This window comes from Streptococcus sp. zg-86 (assembly GCF_017639855.1).
Lineage (GTDB): Bacteria > Bacillota > Bacilli > Lactobacillales > Streptococcaceae > Streptococcus > Streptococcus zhangguiae.
The window spans coordinates 136,720-153,954 of sequence record NZ_CP072115.1 but is presented as its reverse complement, the minus strand read 5'-3'; the positions used below and the strand labels follow the sequence as shown (position 1 = coordinate 153,954).

Below are 17,235 nucleotides of genomic sequence, written 5' to 3'. Positions count from 1 at the left end.
TTTGTTCATACCAAAGGCAAAGCTTCCCATCATATGCTATACTACTAGTAGTAACAGCAAGGAGAAACACAATGATGAACAAACTCCACTTAAAATCCTTTACAGAGGGCGATCTCAAGCAAATTTGGGAAATCGGCTTTCGAGCAGCTGACCCTGAATGGAAAAAATGGGACGCTCCTTATTTTGATGATTACCAAGCTTATGACAAATTTGAAGTCTTTAAAGAAGGGAACGAATATCCTTTCCTACGATTACCAAGAGTCCAGGGAATTTTTATAGGTGAAAAGCCAATTGGCATGCTCTCCTACTATTGGGAAAACGAGGAAACTCGGTGGCTCGAAATAGGAATCATCATCTATGATCCCGCCTACTGGAACGATGGCTATGGCACTCAGGCCTTAACACTTTGGATAGAGCATATCTTTGCTACCATGCCAGAGCTAGAACATATCGGTCTGACAACTTGGAGCGGCAACAAACGCATGATGAGAGTAGCTGAAAAATTGGGTATGATCAAAGAAGCCCAAATCCGCAAAGTCCGCTACTGGCAAGGTGTCTATTACGACTCCGTCAAATACGGCATTCTTAGAGAAGAATGGGAAATGCAAAGAAGTGCTAAAGCAACATTACTATAGCACAAAAAATCTGAACCAAAAGTCCCTGATTTCATTATTTTTGTAGATTTAACCATTTAGCGCATATCAATAGTCAGGGGGGTGACGATTGAGACCTGAGCTTGGAAATCAAAAGCGAGGATTATCTGGTTTGTCATACTCTATAAAAATCAAAATCTGACTAGCTTCCACAATTGAGAATTGTGGAAGGCTGGAAATAGAACGAGCACAGCTCGCCCCTTGCAATTGAGAATTGTGGAAGGTGATAGATAAAACGAGCGTAGCTTGTGTCCTAAAAACCGCAGGGGTAACGTAAGTCCGCTGGACTAGTGTTAGCCGAGGATTATTTCATAATCCTTATTTCCAACCTTCAACAGTCCGCTGGACTGTTGAAGCAAGGTGAGTTAACGACGTCAAATTTTGATTTTCGACGAGTATAAAACGTTGATAAATCAGCGTTCTAGTAGAAGATACTATATGAAATTATAGAATTTCTAACGTAAAAATCTTTTTGTCCCAAGCTCAGCCCGAACCTAGAAAGGAGTGAGGATAATCGATTTCTTCGAAACCACGATTGAGTCCCACACCCTACTATAGCACAAAATCAACCCCGTGTATGGGGTTGATTTCTTGTTTTTTCTAAGCTAATACTGCCTTGACCTGAGCTACGATGTGTTTTGCGGTCAGACCATAGACATCCATGAGGTAGGCTTGTTGACCCACTTGACCAAAGGATTCATCGACACCGACACGGTAAACTGGAGTATTTGGACTGGTACTTGCTAATTCACAAACAGCACTACCAAGACCACCCACACGATTGTGGTTTTCTGCAGTAATCACTGGCTTGCCTGCAAGCAACCCCAGAACCTCTTCATGGATTGGCTTCATTCGAAAGAGGTCAATGACTTGCACCGCAATGCCTTCTTCTGCCAAGCAATCTGCTGCTTTCAAAGCCTGCTCCACCATGATTCCACTTGCGACAATTGTCGCAGCTGCTCCTTCGCGCAAGACACAATAGCCCTTGCTAAAGTCTTCGCCACCTTGATAAATAGCTGTTGGAGCTTTACGAATGGTTCGAATATACTTCATACCATCTGTTTCCAAGGTCTCATCCAAGACTGCTCGGAATTGGATATCATCACTAACTTCATAAATCCGTGCTTTTGGAATCAAGCGCATCAAGCCAAGATCTTCAAATGGCATGTGTGTGCCACCATTCATTTCAGCTGATACACCCGCATCTGAACCAATCACTGTCGCATTTAATTGAGCATAGCCTAGTGATAAGAATACTTGGTCAAAGACACGGCGACTGGCAAATGGACCAAATGTATGCAAATAAGGTTTGTAGCCTAAAATAGACATCCCTGCTGCTACCCCTACCATTTCTTGCTCCATAATTCCAACGTTGACATAACGTCCACCAAGGATAGACGGCAATTTACTTGTCGACATTGAGCTTGATAAATCCGCTTCTAAGGCTGCAATTTCTTGATTAACCTTACCGACTTCAGCAAGGAAGTCGCTATATACCAAACGCATTTCTGTTGTTTGTCTCATTCTGTGACCTCCAATTCACTTGCTAACGCCTGTGCAGCAGCTTCTAAATCATCCACCAATTGACCAGATAGTCGTAAATGGTGGTTACTTGCCATCGTTTCAAGGAAATCAATTCCTTGTCCCTTGACAGTATCAAGTACAATACATTTTGGACGAGAAGAACGACTGTCTTTCATCGCTTGAATCGCCTCAAGAATTGCTTCGATACTAGAACCATCTACCCGAACGGATTCCCAACCAAAGGAGGCAAATTTTTCTACAAAATCAAAGGTTTGGCAAATTTCTGCAGTAGGACCATCTAATTGTTTCTTATTATCATCTACAAAAAGAATCAAGTGAGATAACTCTTGGTGTGCTGCGAACTGAGCCGCTTCCCAACACTGACCTTCATTCAATTCTCCATCTCCTACTAAGGCATAGGTATAGTGAGGCGAATTCGTAATTTGTTTACCGTAGGCAATTCCTGTCGCAACACTCATTCCTTGACCAAGCGAACCAGTTGTCATATCTACCCCCGGTGTCAAGTTCCGGTCAGGATGAGACGGTAAACGTGTTCCGTTGCGGTTCAACGACCAGAGAAAATCATGGTCAAAGAAACCTTTCAAGTACAAGGTACTATACAAGGCTGGCCCTGCATGCCCTTTTGACAGGACAAAGTGATCACGCTCCTTAGAAGCGAAATTCTGGATAGTTACATCCAGAACCTCACCATATAGAGCGGCTAAAACTTCAACAATTGACAAACTTCCACCATAGTGACCAAATCCAAGTTGATTCAAGGTTGTCAGAGTATGGTATCTAATTTCTTTTGCAAAGTGTGTCAATTCTTCTAGCCTATTTGTCATATTTTATCCTTCTTTCTGATCTTTCTTGACAACTGATAAACCAACCATCAATGCCAAGATTGCAAAGATACCGATTGAAACAGTCATGACACCACCATGATCTGCTAGAAGACCAAGGAAGATTCCTGATAGACCAAAGTCTGCATCAGAGAATGTTGAACCAGCAAATCCAAGATTTCCTAGAACTGGAAGCAAGAAGACTGGAAGGAAGCTAATGAGCATACCATGAACAAATGAACCGATAACAGCACCACGAACACCACCTGAGGCATTTCCCATAACCCCTGCAGTCGCACCACAGAAGAAGTGAGGTACAACACCTGGCAAGATAACCACGCCACCTGTTGCAATCAAGATGAACATGCTCACGATACCACCAACAAAGCTAGAGATAAAACCAATCAATACAGCATTTGGAGCATATGGATACACGATTGGGCAGTCCAAGGCTGGTTTTGAATTTGGTACCAATTTTTCTGAAATTCCTTTGAAGGCTGGAACGATTTCTGCCAAGATTAAGCGGACACCTGCCAAGATAACAAAGACACCTGCTGCAAATGTACCACCAAGGGTAAGAGCATACACCATGCTATTTGTTCCATTGCTAAGATTTTCTTTAATGTAGTCGCCACCTGCAAAGAAGGCTACAATCATATAAATAACAGACATTGAAATAGCGATACTTACGGTACTATCACGCAAGAATGCCAAACCTTTAGGGAATTTAATATCTTCTGTTGAAGTTGATTTGTCCCCTACAAGACCACCGATAAATCCGCTGAGCCAGTAACCAAGTGAACCAAAGTGACCAAGCGCCACCTTATCATTACCAGTCAATTGAACCATGTATTTTTGTACAAAGGCTGGAGACAAGGTCATGATTAAGGCAAGAGCCAATCCACCCATGACAATCAAACCAGCAGAGGTAAATCCTGCCACAGAGAGAATAACCGCAATCATACACGCCATATAAAGCGTATGGTGACCTGTCAAGAAGATGTATTTAAAGCGAGTAAAGCGAGCAATTGCGATATTGAAAATCATACCGAGTAACATGATTAGCGAAGTCGCTGTACCATATTCTGTCAAGGCAACCGCTACGACTGCTTCGTTATTTGGAACAACCCCTGTCAAATGAAAGGCTTGTTCAAACATTTTACTGAATGGCTCAAGTGAGCTAATAATAATATTGGCACCACCACCAACAACAATGAACCCAACAAAGGTTTTCAAGCCACCTTTAATCAAATCAGCTGCTGGCTTCTTTTGAAGAGCCAATCCTAAAATTGCAATCAACGCAACCAAAATTGAAGGCGTCTTTGCAATATCAATTAAAAAATTTAAAAACATAATCATATCCTCCCTTAGAAGCGGTAACTAAGCCGCTTCACTTTTTCATTAAATTAAGCCTTTTTCCTGACAAATTGCTGTAACGAGTTCTTTGAGTTCATCCATGTCAATAATACTATTTAAGACACGAACATCGCCCAAGTGTGTTGCAGAATCTGCCAAGTCACGAGCTACAATCCATACATCAGCTTCACTTGGATTTGCACCACCCAAGTCATAATGCTCAACGTTTACATCTGAAACGCCTAAATCTCTCAAGATTGACTCAATGTTCATTTGCACCATGAAACTTGACCCCAATCCTGAACCACATGCAGTACCGATTCGTAACATATTAGTTAACCTCCTTTATTAAGTCTGCGATATCATCAAAGCTCTTGGCATTGATGAGTTGTTGAATATTTTCTTCCTTTCGTAAAATGGCTGTTAAACCTGAAAGTGCCTTTAAGTGTGTCTGGTTATCAATTGCTGCAATGCAGATAAACAGACGAATTTCATGCGCTGGATCATCAAGGAGATAGACTGGATTTTCCAAAGCTAACATGGACATCCCAATTTGATTAACCCCGTCTTCTGGACGCGCATGGGGAATGGCCACGCCTTTTCCTAAATCAATAAAGGGACCAAACTCTGTCACCTTGCCAATCATGGCATCAATATATCGTTCTTCCACCGAACCATTTGCTACTAAAGGCTGAGCGGCTAAAGCAATCGCTTCTTTCCAATTCAGACTCTCGCTAGAGCGTTGGAAGGTCTCTTTCGTAATAAGTTCGCCTAACATAGGACTTCGTCTCCTTCGTTCATAAGATTGCTGATTCATAAACTGAACCAACTCGTATTTCAAGGACTGTTCACGATGAATCGTCGCGTACTTGCCAATCACTGCTAGTAATTGTTCAATTTCAATCGGGAAATAACCGGCATTTGGAAATTGTTCACTCACCAACTGGAATAAATCTTTCTTTTGGCTATTTGTCATCAACTGAGGAACCAAAAAGAAAGGTAACTGGGTCTCCAGCTTAATCGTCGCAAAAATCATATCGTACTCTTCGCTATGGCTTTCTTCAAATTCCTTGAGCGAATGCGTATCCGCAAAGGAAATATTTGGAAACAGCTGGCGGAGATTTTCTTTGACAATCAAGGATGAGCTGACCCCATTAGGGCAGACCACCAAGGCACGGTAGCGAAACGAACGCTCTTTTTTTGCCTCAATGTAGCCACCAAAATGAATGACAAAGTAGGATACTTCACTGTCTGGAATGGCAAAGCCGAGATGAGCTTCTAAAGGTGCTAAGGCTTTTTGCACCAATTGGAATAAGTCCTTATGCTCTTCCTTAATCACATCCGTATAGGAGTTGACATTGACCAACTGTGAAGTCAAACGATAGTAAGCAGGAATTAAGTGGCGCTGTAGGCCCTCAATCATCTCCAAACGATTATCAAATTCAATCAGAGACAGTCGTTCCATTTCCTCCACAATCGCAACGGTCAATTGATGAAACAAACTTTCTTTTTGCTCTACATCTCCCTCAAGGCACCCCTGTAACAAATGAGCTAAATAGGCTAACCACTTCTCTGATAAGGTATGATTCGCCTTCTTTTTGGTTTGAAGGATTCCCCAGAGTTGCTCTACAAATTCTTGAATAAATCCGAGAGTTGTTGTCGTCGGCCAATCAATTTCCAACTGAACCCTAGCCTGGCGAATAGCAAGGAACTGTAAAAAGTACAAGTATTCATCCAAACGATCTTCTAAAGCCGATACCTGATAAAATTGACAGGCCTGCTGACTGGTCTTTTTCAGTATATCAATCGCATTATCTTCCTGCCAAGCTCTTAGAATATAATCCAAGGCCCACAAGCCAATGGAGGTCTGCAAGCAATCACTAATGGCATACAAGGCTAGACGATGTTTGTCTTCCTCCCGACCATTTAAGTGATAGCCACGCGCTCTGGTATAGTCAAATGAAACACCAAATCGCAAGCACATTTCCTTTACATTTTTAATATCCGAAAGCGTAGTATTCCTACTGACACTCAAGAGTTCTTGATAATGCACATTGGAAATAAAATCCTTCCGAATAAAGGTGTAAAGATAGATGAGGACAATCCGCTCCTCCTGCGACAAATAAATTTGTCGATTGCGAAACATTTCAAAAATGTGATAACTTTCCTCTAGCAAGGAATCAGGTACGTGATAAACTCCGTCTTGCTCCTGAATCTCCTCAAAAGCATGAGCCTCCAATACGTGATTGACCTGCTCAAGGCTTGCCAATAACTGTTCCTTTTCAATTCCTGTCTGAATACTCAATTCATATAGGCTCATCTCTTGATTGGCAAACAATTCCATTAAGATAGCAATGGTACGGTTATCAATCATGTCGTCCTCCTTGTTTTTATTGTAACCCTTTTCATTTTAAAATTCTAGCTTCTTTGAGCCCAATTTATCTCCCCTGCATAAGAAGAGCGATTGGGCTGTTCGCGACAAAAAAGAAAAAGTCTGAGACAATTTCCCGTCCCAAACTTCTTATCGTCCAAGTAATCGTGCAAAGAAGCCCTTTGTTTTTTCTTGCGCATGTGCCTTTGCTTCTTCCAATTCCAACTTCAAGACATCCTTGTCAGCCATCGCTTTTAAGGTCAATTGTTGCTGCTGATCCAATTGCTTGTCTTTTTCAGAAATCTGAACATCTTTCACCCGCAACTGCTCATCTTTTTCCGCAATCTGTTTGTCTTTCACTTCTAACTGCTTATACAAGCGATTGATTTCGTCATTTTTCTCATCGACTAAGATTTCCATCAACTCGCGTTGCTTGACTTCTTCGCTAATCGGCTCATCTTCAAAAATGGTAGTCTTGTAAATCTCTTCTAACTTGACAAGGCCTGCACGATTAACAACCGTTACACCCTTCTCATTTTTTTCAACGAATTCTTCTGGAAGAGACTTCACCCGGTTATTCATCGCCTGCCGGCTGACACCCAAGATTTCCGCCAATTCGCTGACTGTTTTTTCAATTCCCATAATATCCTCAATTGCTTGATTTTTCTTGTTTGTATCATTAAAATCTTACCACAACCACCTGGTCCTGTCAAATTTTCCTACTATTCTAATACCCGCCAATCTGCTTTTATGATACAATAAAAAGACAGACTAGACCATGATCAACAAGAAAAAAGGACTGAATATGACACACTTTGATACGCTTATTATTGGCGCAGGACCTGCTGGCATGATGGCCGCAATTGCTGCTAGCTTCTATGGACAAAAAACGCTACTCCTTGAAAAGAATCGCAGGCTCGGAAAAAAGCTAGCGGGAACAGGTGGTGGTCGTTGCAATGTAACCAACAATGGCACGCTTGAAGACTTACTAGAAGGCATCCCAGGTAATGGTCGTTTCCTCTACAGCGTCTTTTCCCAATTTGATAATCATGACATCATTCGTTTTTTTGAGGACAACGGTGTCAAGCTAAAGGTCGAAGATCACGGACGCGTCTTTCCAACGACCGATCGCTCTCAAACGATTATTAAGGCTCTTGAGATGAAAATGTTGGATTTGGGTGTTGACATTCGAACAGGGACAGAAGTTCTCTCCGTTAAAAAAATCGATGACACGTTTCAGATTAAGACCGCAGATAATCTTTTCACCGCTTGCAAGGTCATTGTTACAACAGGAGGCAAAGCCTATCCCTCAACAGGCTCTACTGGATTTGGTCATGACATTGCCCGCCATTTCAAGCTCGCCGTAACAGAGATTGAAGCTGCGGAAAGTCCGCTTCTGACTGATTTTCCCCACAAGGCGCTGCAAGGTATTTCGCTAGACGATGTCACTCTCCGCTACGATAAACACGTTATCACCCACGATCTCTTGTTCACGCATTTTGGGCTTTCTGGCCCTGCCGCCCTACGACTATCTAGCTTTGTCAAGGGAGGCGAAACCGCCTATTTAGATGTTCTGCCCCAAATTTCCCAAGAGGATTTGCTAAACTTACTCGAGGAAGAAAGAGAAAAAGCCCTCAAAAACGTCTTGAAAACCCTCATGCCTGAACGATTGGCAGAATTCTTTGCGAAGTCTTGTCCCCTCAAAGTCAAACAACTGTCTAAAAAAGAAAGGGACCAACTGATAGCTACAATCAAGGCGCTACCGATTCCGATTACAGGCAAGATGTCCCTAGCCAAGTCCTTTGTGACCAAGGGTGGAGTAGACCTCAAGGAAATCAATCCCAAAACCCTTGAAAGTAAAAAAGTAGCAGGACTACATTTTGCGGGAGAAGTACTTGACATCAATGCCCATACAGGAGGCTTTAATATCACCTACTGTCTCTGCACTGGCTGGGTGGCAGGTATACATCCGATACCGTTTTCATAAAATTCAAGGAAGCCCTTGAATTTTTTTGTATTTTAATGTATGATAAACATAGAACAAAGATACAAAAAGGAGACCGATTATGATGAAACTAGCCCTTAACACCATTTCAAAACAATTTGACCAGAAAATCATCTTCCAAGAAACGTCCTTTACGTTTGAACAAGGAAAAATCTACGGACTCCTCGGCAGAAACGGTGCTGGGAAAACAACCCTCTTTAACTGTATCGCCCGTAACCTCGTTCTCGAACATGGGACAATTCAGTTTGAAGAAGAGGAGCAACTGCGCGACTATGATTCAACTGAAATCGGCTTTACTCAGACCTACCCGCAACTCCCTGCTTTTATGACCGCCTTTGAATTTATCCGTTTTTACATGGACATTCACAAAGATAAACTGCGTAGTTCACGGAGTCCCGAAGAATGGCTAACACTAGTCGGTATTGACCATGTAGACCAACACCGCTTGCTGAAAGACTTCTCTCATGGAATGCAAAATAAGGTTCAGCTTCTCCTATCTCTCATCGTACAACCAGCTGTTCTCTTACTTGACGAGCCTCTCACCTCATTTGACCCAGTCGCAGCTCATGAATTTAAACAGTTAATTCGAGAGGCAAAGAAAGAATCTATTATCATCTTTTCAACCCATATTCTCCAATTGGCTCAAGATCTGTGCGATGAAATTGTCCTCTTGCATCACAAGAAGTTACAAGCCGTACCAACCGAACGTTTGCACGACACCGATTTTGAACAAGAAATCGTCAATCTATTAGCAGATAAATAGGAGGACCCAGATGAAAGATATGTTACGGTATAGCTGGTATCAAGAAAAGTTCAGCCTTAGCAAACAGGTCAATGGCTTTCTCTACTACCTACGAAAAATTCCCTTCATTGGAAAATCCATTCCTGAAACAGTTTACCATTCTTACAAGGTAAAAAGCAGTTTATTTTATCTCTTTACTATTCTCTCCATCCCTTTTCGCTTCTTGGCAAAATTCTTCTGGCTAACGCTCTATGTGGGCACAGCCCATATCACTATCAATCTTGCAACAGGTGCGGAGCCTCTATCCCTACCTCTACAACCTCAGAGCTTCCTACTTGGTTTTGCCATATGGATTAGTCTAACAGGCGTTCTTTTTCGCTTCTCAAAAGGTTTTGAATCCGTCATCTCACAATCAAATCGAGAGTTTCTGGTCAATTTCAAACTCTCTCAAAGACTCTTTTTACACAGTCAATTATTGGTCGAGCCCATTATTCATAGCCTAGCCTATCTTCCTGCCTTGATGATCTTGAGCGGTCTAGCTCACCAATGGCTGATACTGCCTGTCGGACTCTTAGCACTCCCGACCGCCCAATTAGCCGGTTATGCTTGTAATTTCTGGTTCTTTAAACGCCGTACCTTCATCACAAATTGGTCCTGGCAGAATTGGGCTCTCCTTCTACCTGGTATGACCTTTGCAATCCTAGCTTTTTTCAAACGAGATGCACTCAACACCGCATTTTTACTCGTACTGCTGATTATCCAAATCCCCATTTTCCTCATGAGCCTCCGTTCAGTTCTTGCCTTTCATCAGATAACGGAATATTTCAACTTCCGCATGGAAGAATCGCTCGCCTTAGATAAGAAAATCTTCCAGATGAAACAAGGCAATGAATACACCCGTCAAGGCTTGAAAATGCAGGAAAAATTGAGTTTAGACAAACAGGAAGACCTCACGCACCTGACCGGTATGAACTACCTCAATGCCCTGCTTTTCCAACGCTATCACACCATACTTGCAAAAGGATTGAAAAAACGCTTGCTCTTTTTGCTACTCGTTCCCACCTTATTTGCGACGATTGCATTCTTTGCACACGAACCGTTGAAACTACCAGAAGAAGGATTGATTGCCCTCCTCCCCTTTACCCTCATGATTATGTATGCAGGCTCGCTCGGCAAGCAAATCACCCAAATGGTCTTTGTCAATTGTGACATCGCTATGCTCCATTATCCATTTTATCGAGAGCCTAAGACGATTTTAGCTGGCTTTAATTATCGTTTCTTGCAAATCCTAAAATTTAATAGTGTTTTTGCTTCCGCTCTCTTTCTCATCATCATGCTGATAGGGCATTTTCACTATTCTTGGCATATCATTCTCTTGACAGCCTATCTCATACTTAGCATGACCTTCCTCTTTTCCTTCCATGATCTCTTTATCTACTATATTCTCCAACCCTTTACCAAAGACATGGAAATTGTCAATCCTCTCTACCGCATTCTCAGCGGAGCCTTGTATTGGCTGGCCTATCTCAATACCCAACTAAAAATCGCAAGTCTACTGTATATCCTAGGTCTTTCCATCGGAATTAGCCTTTATGTCGGAATCGGCTATCTGATTCTCCTCAAAAAAGCTCCTAAGACCTTTCGGTTGAAATAATACAAAAAGTTCGAGACAAACATCTCGAACTTTTTAGTATCTGATTTAAATTCCTGAAAGAAACCGCAAGCTAGCTGTTACGACAACCCCTACTATAACTGCGAGCAGAATATTCTTTGTTTTCAAAACGACAAAGAAAGTCGGTAACAAGGCTATTGTTTCAATTGGTAGAAAACGCGGAAAATGCCCCACCCTTTCATCCACCACACTTGATAAGGTCAAGGCAAAGATAATGGAAAGAGGTAGAAAGCGTAAAAAATGCAAGGTAAGAGGGGGCAGAGATTTTCCTTTTGTTAAGACAAAGGGCAGAATTCTCGGCACCCAGGTTACAACCATTGCAGCTAGAATCATCCATACCATTTCCCTATTTATCATCCAGCATCACCCCCACAAAACAGCCAATCAAGGTCGCTACAAGAACCGCAATATAAGAAGAGGTCACCAGAACCAATCCCATATAGGCCAAAAATACACTCAACAGAATCCAGCCAATCTTCCGTAATGGAATCTGTCTTGCCATCGCTTCTAGCTGACCTGCAAAAATTCCTACAAACATTGCTACCAATGCAAAATCAAGTCCTAACCCTTCCGGATTTGGAATGAAGCTACCGATGAGATTGCCTAACACGGTAAACAACACCCATGCAGTATAGCTAGCCAGATTATTCCCATACATCCAATAGGGAGATACCGTTGGATTTTCCAACTGTTTCCGCAACAAGACACCATAGGACTCATCCGTCAAAAATGAACCGATAAAAATATTAGAACCCAAAGAATTTTTTTGAAACATGGACGCTGTATGCAGACTGAGGAGAAAATGACGTAGATTGACAAAAAATACCGTCACTGCAATCGACATCAAAGGCGCACCCGCTAAAATCATGGCACACATCACAAATTGCGCACTTCCTGCATATACGAATACGCTCATCAAAGCCATTTCTAGCGCTGAAATACCTGAATTAACCGAAACAATTCCACAAGCTAGTCCAATACTCGCATAGCCTAAAATGGTAGGAATCGCATCAATTGCCCCTTCTTTCACAAATGAACCTTGCATACCAAACTCCTTTCCAAGTCCTATCATTGTCTTACTAGTATAAGCTAGAAAGCAACTACCGTCAACCTTTTCACTAGTTTTTAGAAAAACCATCTCTGCCAGTTGAAACTTCCTGAAAAAAGAGCCTCTCGGCTCCCAGATTTAATTTGAGATACTTTTCTTAGGTGGTGCGGACGGTAGCGACTTCCTGCGGGCTAAAATAAGCCAGTGGATTATTTTAGCCCGAGCCCAGAAACAAAGGAGCGAGGATAATCGATTTAAACAAAATCACAATTGAGTCCCACTCCCTACTTTTACCACAGCGAAAAGTATCTAATGAGGCTCGCTCCGCTCGCGAAAATCGGAAAATCAAATGTTCAGTTAGCAGAGCTTTTGAATTTGTTTACATAAATCTCGGGCTTGTCTACATTCTGAGAGCCTCTCGGCTCTCCAGTTACTATAAGCAATCCTACAAGGAATCAAAAGCTAGACTCGGCTTGGCATTCAAATCCAGAGACGCTAGGTTGTTCTTGTTCCATTCGCTGACCGCAGCTAAGGCAATCATGCCTGCATTATCACCGCAGAGGCGCAAGGGTGGGATAATGACCTCAACATCAGTTATTTCCTGATTTAAACGCTCGCGCAAGCCCTGATTAGCAGCTACTCCCCCTGCAACCACCAAGGTCTTGACAGGATATTTTTCGAGAGCTTTTTTCGTCTTTGCCAGCAAAATATCTAAGACACAAGCCTGAAAAGAAGCTGCTAAATCTTCGTTGACAAGTGTTTCTCCTTTTTGTTCGGCATTATGACAAAGGTTGATAAAAGCTGACTTAAGGCCTGAAAATGAGAACTCTAGATTATCTTCTTTGACCATTGCACGTGGAAAGTTATAAATATCCTGTCCCTGATGTGCCAATTCATCAATAACACGACCAGCTGGATAGGGAAGCCCCATGACACGTCCAACCTTATCATAAGCCTCTCCTACCGCATCATCTCGCGTTTCTCCGACAATGCTATACTCACCTTCTCCTGATACATAGACCAGCTCCGTGTGCCCACCAGAGACCAATAATGCAAGCAAGGGATACTCCAACTCCTTCACGCTACGTGCTGCCATCAGGTGTCCTGCCATGTGATTGACTGGAATCAAGGGCAAACCATTTGCCCAAGCAAAGGCTTTCGCTGCGGATAAGCCTACCAAAAGGGCTCCAACTAAACCAGGACCATAGGTCACCGCAACTGCTGTTAGGTCCGAAGCTCCTATCCCAGCCTCCAACAAGGCTTCTTCAATACAGACTGTTATTACTTCTACATGATGACGGCTGGCTACTTCAGGAACAACGCCGCCAAACCGTTTATGGCTTTCAATTTGACTCGCAATCACATTGGACAACAAGTCCGCATCATTTTTCAATACTGCAACCGAGGTTTCATCACATGATGTCTCAATGGCAAGAATATATCTATCTTTCATCTGTCTCTCTTTTCATCACAATAGCATCTTCCCTTGGATGATGATAATAATCCTTTCGCTTCCCAATCTCCAAAAAGCCATGCCGTTCATACAAATGCCTAGCACGATGATTGGAAGCCCTCACTTCCAGAAATACCGAACCTGCAAAATCTTGAATACAATGGAGTAGCTTTCCTGCTATCCCCTGACCTTGAACATCTTTACGTACTGCAAGCTGCAAAATTTCCAATTCATCTACAATCTCTTGGACAGCTAGAAAGCCAAGAAGTTCCCGCCCCTCTTCTGCCAGATAGTAAACCGTTTCTGGTTGGCGTAAATCTGATTCGATCTGCTCTACCGTCCATGGTGCCTGATCATACACATCGCACAAAATGGTAAAGAAATCTCGTGCAAGTTCTTCTTGTCCCTTGTATTCTTCAATTTCTATCATACTCGCTGAATGTAACTTTCTCTATCTCTTTCCTCATGATTCTTGAGCCAATTTTCTTCTGCTTCAACCCGCTTGAGATAACGAGGTTCAAAGGACATTACCTCACTCACAGGCGCATGCTCTCCATTCAAGGCAAACTGATAAGCAGACGGTAAGGTCGCCTGATACTGAACTTTGGGTAAAGCCGCCTCAATCTGCTCCGTAAAAGCTGCAACTTCCCCCACAAAGGTGACCTGCTCATAGTTTTTCACTTCTTCTAATAAGGCTTCGAAAGAAAGGTAGGTATCTGCCTTGACTGCTTGCCCTTGTTCGTAGAATCCGGCATAGACATGATTTCGTCTCGCATCAATCAGTGGCACTACTAAGCCCTTACTGTCTGCTGGTAGTAGAGCTTGTAAACTCGAAATCCCTACCAAATCAATCCCCAGAGTATAGGCCAATGTCTTTGCAGTTGCAACTCCAATCCGCAAACCTGTATAAGATCCAGGACCCTGTGCTACCACAATTCTCTCCAAATCAGCCGGTTTCCAGCCAACAGACTGCATTAAGAAATCAATCGTTGGCATGAGACTAATACTATGATTTTTCTTAATCGCAAGTGTCATCTCTGTCTGTAAACGTCCATTTTCCACTAAGGCTACGGCCAACGTTTGGTTAGACGTATCAAGTGCCAATATTTTCATCTTTTTACTCTCTTTTCACGATTCTATCCTTCTCTATTGTAAGCTATCTCGCCCTTTTTTTCAATCCTTGAGAATGGTGGCCTGTGAAAACCACTTGAAAGACAAGCGATTTTTTCATTTTCCTGCCAATTCCTTTTACCAAAGCCCTCTTTTGTGGTATAATAGTAGAAAAATCACAACTAAAAATGACAACTCTAGAAAATTATAGTGGATTGAGAAAGGAATAGGACAAGGCAAGGAATTGCAGATAGAACTGGAGTTCATCAAAGCAACTGAACGATGTCCTAACCTTTATTCAATTCACTATACATAAATCTCACTAGACTATTTTTGTAATAGCCTAACCTGTTTGGACGGTGCAATGCATCCAAACCCAACAAGAAATGTAGAGCCTAAGCTATCCGCTTATACTCTTGCTTTTTTGTAGTCTGAACAGATAAAAGAAGTGAAATAGGGCGCAGTCTACTCTCTCATTTTTCAGAAAGAATTGTCATCAATGAAAGGAAACACATGATTTATAAAGTATTTTACCAAGAAGCAAAAGATGCTACTCCACGCCGCGAACAAACTCGTACTCTTTATCTCGATATTGATGCGAAAACCGAATTAGAAGGCCGTATTATCGCTCGCCAACTAGTGGAAGAACATACAGCTTACAACATCGAATTTATTGAATTATTGTCTGAAAACCACCTTGAGTACGAAAAAACTCATGCCGATTTTAGTATTACGGAGTTTTAATCCATGTCAGTAAATTTAAAACCTCAAGAAGTCGGCGTCTTTGCCATCGGTGGTTTGGGAGAAATCGGGAAAAATACCTACGGCATTGAATACCAAGATGAAATTCTCATTGTCGATGCAGGTATTAAATTCCCAGAAGATGACCTACTCGGTATTGACTACGTTATTCCAGATTACTCTTATATCGTTGATAATATTGACCGTGTAAAGGGGCTTGTCATCACCCATGGTCACGAAGACCATATCGGAGGGATTCCTTTCCTTCTCAAACAAGCTAATATCCCTATCTATGCTGGACCATTAGCTCTTGCCCTTATTCGCGGAAAATTAGAAGAACACGGTCTCTTGCGTGATGCAACACTCCATGAAATCAATCACAATACCGAACTAACCTTCAAACAATTAAAGGTCAGCTTCTTCCGTACCACTCACTCCATTCCAGAACCACTTGGTATCGTCATTGATACTCCTCAAGGAAAAATTGTCTGTACAGGAGACTTCAAATTTGACTTTACACCTGTAGGAGAACCTGCTGACCTACATCGCATGGCTGCTCTTGGAGAAGAAGGTGTCCTTTGTTTGCTTTCTGACTCAACAAATGCGGAAGTACCAACCTTTACCAACTCAGAAAAAGTCGTTGGCCAATCCATCATGAAATTGATTGAAGGCATTCACGGTCGCATTATCTTTGCCTCCTTTGCTTCAAATATCTTCCGTCTACAACAAGCTGCCGATGCCGCGGTAAAAACTGGACGTAAGATTGCCGTATTTGGCCGTTCTATGGAAAAAGCCATTGTAAACGGTATTGAGCTAGGTTACATCAAAGTCCCTAAAAATACCTTTATCGAGCCAAATGAAATCAAAGAATACCCTGCCAGCGAAATCATGATTCTCTGTACAGGAAGTCAAGGTGAGCCGATGGCTGCCCTTTCTCGTATCGCACACGGTACCCACCGTCAAGTTCAATTGCAACCAGGCGATACCGTTATCTTCTCATCTAGCCCCATCCCAGGAAACACAACTGGCGTTAATAAGCTGATTAACATCTTGATTGAAGCAGGTGTAGAAGTCATTCACGGCAAGATTAACAACATCCATACTTCTGGACACGGTGGACAACAAGAACAAAAACTCATGCTCCGCCTCATCAAACCAAAATTCTTCATGCCTGTCCACGGCGAATATCGCATGCAAAAAATCCATGCCCAACTCGCTATGGATACCGGTATTCCTAAAGATAACATTTTCATCATGGAAAATGGAGATGTCCTTGCCCTGACAAATGACAGTGCTCGTCTAGCAGGACAGTTCAATGCTCAGGATATCTATGTAGATGGAAACCGCATTGGAGAAATTGGCGCAGCTGTCCTCAAAGACCGCAGAGACTTATCTGAAGACGGTGTTGTGCTTGCTGTCGCAACTGTTGATTTCCAATCACAAATGATTCTAGCAGGTCCAGATATCCTCAGCCGAGGCTTTATCTATATGCGGGAATCAGGCGACCTCATTCGCGAAAGCCAACGCATTTTATTCAATGCCATTCGTATCGCTCTAAAAAATAAGGATGCCAATATCCAATCTGTCAACGGAGCTATTGTCAATGCTCTTAGACCCTTCTTATATGAAAAGACCGAACGCGAACCAATCATCATCCCGATGATTCTAACACCTGATAAATAACAGATAAAACCGCCACCTCAAAAGAGATGACGGTT

Annotated in this window: 17 protein-coding genes; 6 read left to right on the top strand and 11 right to left on the bottom strand. The window is 42.3% G+C overall.

Annotated elements, in window-relative coordinates; translation table 11 throughout:
- The first annotated feature begins 74 nt into the window (after positions 1-74).
- Positions 75-635, top strand: coding sequence for a GNAT family N-acetyltransferase (locus tag J5M87_RS00940; RefSeq protein ID WP_154607884.1), 561 nt, complete (start codon positions 75-77; stop codon positions 633-635).
- A 618-nt stretch (positions 636-1,253) separates the two neighbouring features.
- On the opposite strand, the gene J5M87_RS00935 is transcribed toward J5M87_RS00940, so the two are convergent.
- The 6 genes from J5M87_RS00935 to J5M87_RS00910 all read right to left on the bottom strand — a co-directional run bounded on the left by J5M87_RS00935 (position 1,254) and on the right by J5M87_RS00910 (position 7,388).
- A complete protein-coding gene (locus J5M87_RS00935; RefSeq protein WP_154607810.1) occupies positions 1,254-2,177 on the bottom strand; it encodes a transketolase family protein in 924 nt (307 codons plus the stop codon).
- Positions 2,174-3,022, bottom strand: a complete 849-nt coding sequence (locus J5M87_RS00930; RefSeq protein ID WP_154607811.1) for a transketolase — start codon at positions 3,020-3,022, stop codon at positions 2,174-2,176. Before J5M87_RS00930 ends, J5M87_RS00935 begins: the two co-directional genes overlap by 4 nt.
- A 3-nt stretch (positions 3,023-3,025) precedes the next feature.
- Positions 3,026-4,372: a PTS ascorbate transporter subunit IIC gene (locus tag J5M87_RS00925; RefSeq protein WP_119875910.1), complete on the bottom strand. Its 1,347-nt coding sequence runs from the start codon at positions 4,370-4,372 to the stop codon at positions 3,026-3,028.
- 48 nt (positions 4,373-4,420) lie between these two features.
- Positions 4,421-4,705, bottom strand: a complete 285-nt coding sequence (locus J5M87_RS00920; RefSeq protein ID WP_067087875.1) for a PTS sugar transporter subunit IIB — start codon at positions 4,703-4,705, stop codon at positions 4,421-4,423.
- Position 4,706: 1 nt separating this feature from the next.
- Complete coding sequence (locus tag J5M87_RS00915; protein WP_154607812.1) at positions 4,707-6,749, bottom strand: BglG family transcription antiterminator; 2,043 nt, start codon at positions 6,747-6,749, stop codon at positions 4,707-4,709.
- Positions 6,750-6,896: 147 nt separating this feature from the next.
- On the bottom strand, positions 6,897-7,388 hold the full coding sequence (locus J5M87_RS00910; RefSeq protein WP_154607813.1) for a DUF536 domain-containing protein: 492 nt from the start codon (positions 7,386-7,388) through the stop codon (positions 6,897-6,899).
- Between the two features lie 163 nt (positions 7,389-7,551).
- Between J5M87_RS00910 and J5M87_RS00905 the strand changes: the two genes are divergently transcribed.
- The 3 genes from J5M87_RS00905 (at position 7,552) to J5M87_RS00895 (ending at position 11,147) form a co-directional block, all read left to right on the top strand.
- Entirely contained in the window at positions 7,552-8,733 is a 1,182-nt protein-coding gene (locus J5M87_RS00905; protein WP_154607814.1) for a BaiN/RdsA family NAD(P)/FAD-dependent oxidoreductase, read from the top strand.
- An 82-nt stretch (positions 8,734-8,815) separates the two neighbouring features.
- Positions 8,816-9,514 carry an ABC transporter ATP-binding protein gene (locus J5M87_RS00900; RefSeq protein WP_154607885.1) on the top strand — a complete coding sequence of 233 codons (699 nt, stop codon included), beginning with the start codon at positions 8,816-8,818 and terminating at the stop codon, positions 9,512-9,514.
- 10 nt (positions 9,515-9,524) lie between these two features.
- A complete protein-coding gene (locus tag J5M87_RS00895; protein WP_154607815.1) occupies positions 9,525-11,147 on the top strand; it encodes a hypothetical protein in 1,623 nt (540 codons plus the stop codon).
- Between the two features lie 45 nt (positions 11,148-11,192).
- On the opposite strand, the gene J5M87_RS00890 is transcribed toward J5M87_RS00895, so the two are convergent.
- The 5 genes from J5M87_RS00890 to tsaB all read right to left on the bottom strand — a co-directional run bounded on the left by J5M87_RS00890 (position 11,193) and on the right by tsaB (position 14,779).
- Positions 11,193-11,522, bottom strand: coding sequence for an AzlD domain-containing protein (locus tag J5M87_RS00890; RefSeq protein ID WP_154607816.1), 330 nt, complete (start codon positions 11,520-11,522; stop codon positions 11,193-11,195).
- Positions 11,512-12,210, bottom strand: a complete 699-nt coding sequence (locus J5M87_RS00885; RefSeq protein WP_154607817.1) for an AzlC family ABC transporter permease — start codon at positions 12,208-12,210, stop codon at positions 11,512-11,514. The genes J5M87_RS00890 and J5M87_RS00885 overlap by 11 nt, the downstream gene beginning before the upstream one ends.
- 448 nt (positions 12,211-12,658) lie before the next feature.
- The gene (gene tsaD, locus J5M87_RS00880; protein ID WP_154607818.1) at positions 12,659-13,666 is read right to left on the bottom strand and encodes a tRNA (adenosine(37)-N6)-threonylcarbamoyltransferase complex transferase subunit TsaD; all 1,008 of its coding nucleotides are present in this window, start codon (positions 13,664-13,666) and stop codon (positions 12,659-12,661) included.
- Positions 13,656-14,096: a ribosomal protein S18-alanine N-acetyltransferase gene (gene rimI, locus J5M87_RS00875; protein WP_154607819.1), complete on the bottom strand. Its 441-nt coding sequence runs from the start codon at positions 14,094-14,096 to the stop codon at positions 13,656-13,658. The genes tsaD and rimI overlap by 11 nt, the downstream gene beginning before the upstream one ends.
- Complete coding sequence (gene tsaB / locus J5M87_RS00870) at positions 14,093-14,779, bottom strand: tRNA (adenosine(37)-N6)-threonylcarbamoyltransferase complex dimerization subunit type 1 TsaB (protein ID WP_154607820.1); 687 nt, start codon at positions 14,777-14,779, stop codon at positions 14,093-14,095. The genes rimI and tsaB overlap by 4 nt, the downstream gene beginning before the upstream one ends.
- A 510-nt stretch (positions 14,780-15,289) precedes the next feature.
- Between tsaB and J5M87_RS00865 the strand changes: the two genes are divergently transcribed.
- Both J5M87_RS00865 and rnjA read left to right on the top strand, forming a co-directional pair.
- Entirely contained in the window at positions 15,290-15,520 is a 231-nt protein-coding gene (locus J5M87_RS00865; protein WP_067087713.1) for a DNA-directed RNA polymerase subunit epsilon, read from the top strand.
- 3 nt (positions 15,521-15,523) lie between these two features.
- A complete protein-coding gene (rnjA, locus tag J5M87_RS00860) occupies positions 15,524-17,200 on the top strand; it encodes a ribonuclease J1 (RefSeq protein ID WP_154607821.1) in 1,677 nt (558 codons plus the stop codon).
- Positions 17,201-17,235: the final 35 nt, after the last annotated feature.

Coding starts and splice junctions, on each gene's coding strand:
- J5M87_RS00940 (WP_154607884.1), top strand. CDS start 75: ATGAACAAACTCCACTTAAAATCCTTTACAGAGGGCGATCTCAAGCAA.
- J5M87_RS00935 (WP_154607810.1), bottom strand. CDS start 2,177: ATGAGACAAACAACAGAAATGCGTTTGGTATATAGCGACTTCCTTGCT.
- J5M87_RS00930 (WP_154607811.1), bottom strand. CDS start 3,022: ATGACAAATAGGCTAGAAGAATTGACACACTTTGCAAAAGAAATTAGA.
- J5M87_RS00925 (WP_119875910.1), bottom strand. CDS start 4,372: ATGTTTTTAAATTTTTTAATTGATATTGCAAAGACGCCTTCAATTTTG.
- J5M87_RS00920 (WP_067087875.1), bottom strand. CDS start 4,705: ATGTTACGAATCGGTACTGCATGTGGTTCAGGATTGGGGTCAAGTTTC.
- J5M87_RS00915 (WP_154607812.1), bottom strand. CDS start 6,749: ATGATTGATAACCGTACCATTGCTATCTTAATGGAATTGTTTGCCAAT.
- J5M87_RS00910 (WP_154607813.1), bottom strand. CDS start 7,388: ATGGGAATTGAAAAAACAGTCAGCGAATTGGCGGAAATCTTGGGTGTC.
- J5M87_RS00905 (WP_154607814.1), top strand. CDS start 7,552: ATGACACACTTTGATACGCTTATTATTGGCGCAGGACCTGCTGGCATG.
- J5M87_RS00900 (WP_154607885.1), top strand. CDS start 8,816: ATGAAACTAGCCCTTAACACCATTTCAAAACAATTTGACCAGAAAATC.
- J5M87_RS00895 (WP_154607815.1), top strand. CDS start 9,525: ATGAAAGATATGTTACGGTATAGCTGGTATCAAGAAAAGTTCAGCCTT.
- J5M87_RS00890 (WP_154607816.1), bottom strand. CDS start 11,522: ATGATAAATAGGGAAATGGTATGGATGATTCTAGCTGCAATGGTTGTA.
- J5M87_RS00885 (WP_154607817.1), bottom strand. CDS start 12,210: ATGCAAGGTTCATTTGTGAAAGAAGGGGCAATTGATGCGATTCCTACC.
- tsaD (WP_154607818.1), bottom strand. CDS start 13,666: ATGAAAGATAGATATATTCTTGCCATTGAGACATCATGTGATGAAACC.
- rimI (WP_154607819.1), bottom strand. CDS start 14,096: ATGATAGAAATTGAAGAATACAAGGGACAAGAAGAACTTGCACGAGAT.
- tsaB (WP_154607820.1), bottom strand. CDS start 14,779: ATGAAAATATTGGCACTTGATACGTCTAACCAAACGTTGGCCGTAGCC.
- J5M87_RS00865 (WP_067087713.1), top strand. CDS start 15,290: ATGATTTATAAAGTATTTTACCAAGAAGCAAAAGATGCTACTCCACGC.
- rnjA (WP_154607821.1), top strand. CDS start 15,524: ATGTCAGTAAATTTAAAACCTCAAGAAGTCGGCGTCTTTGCCATCGGT.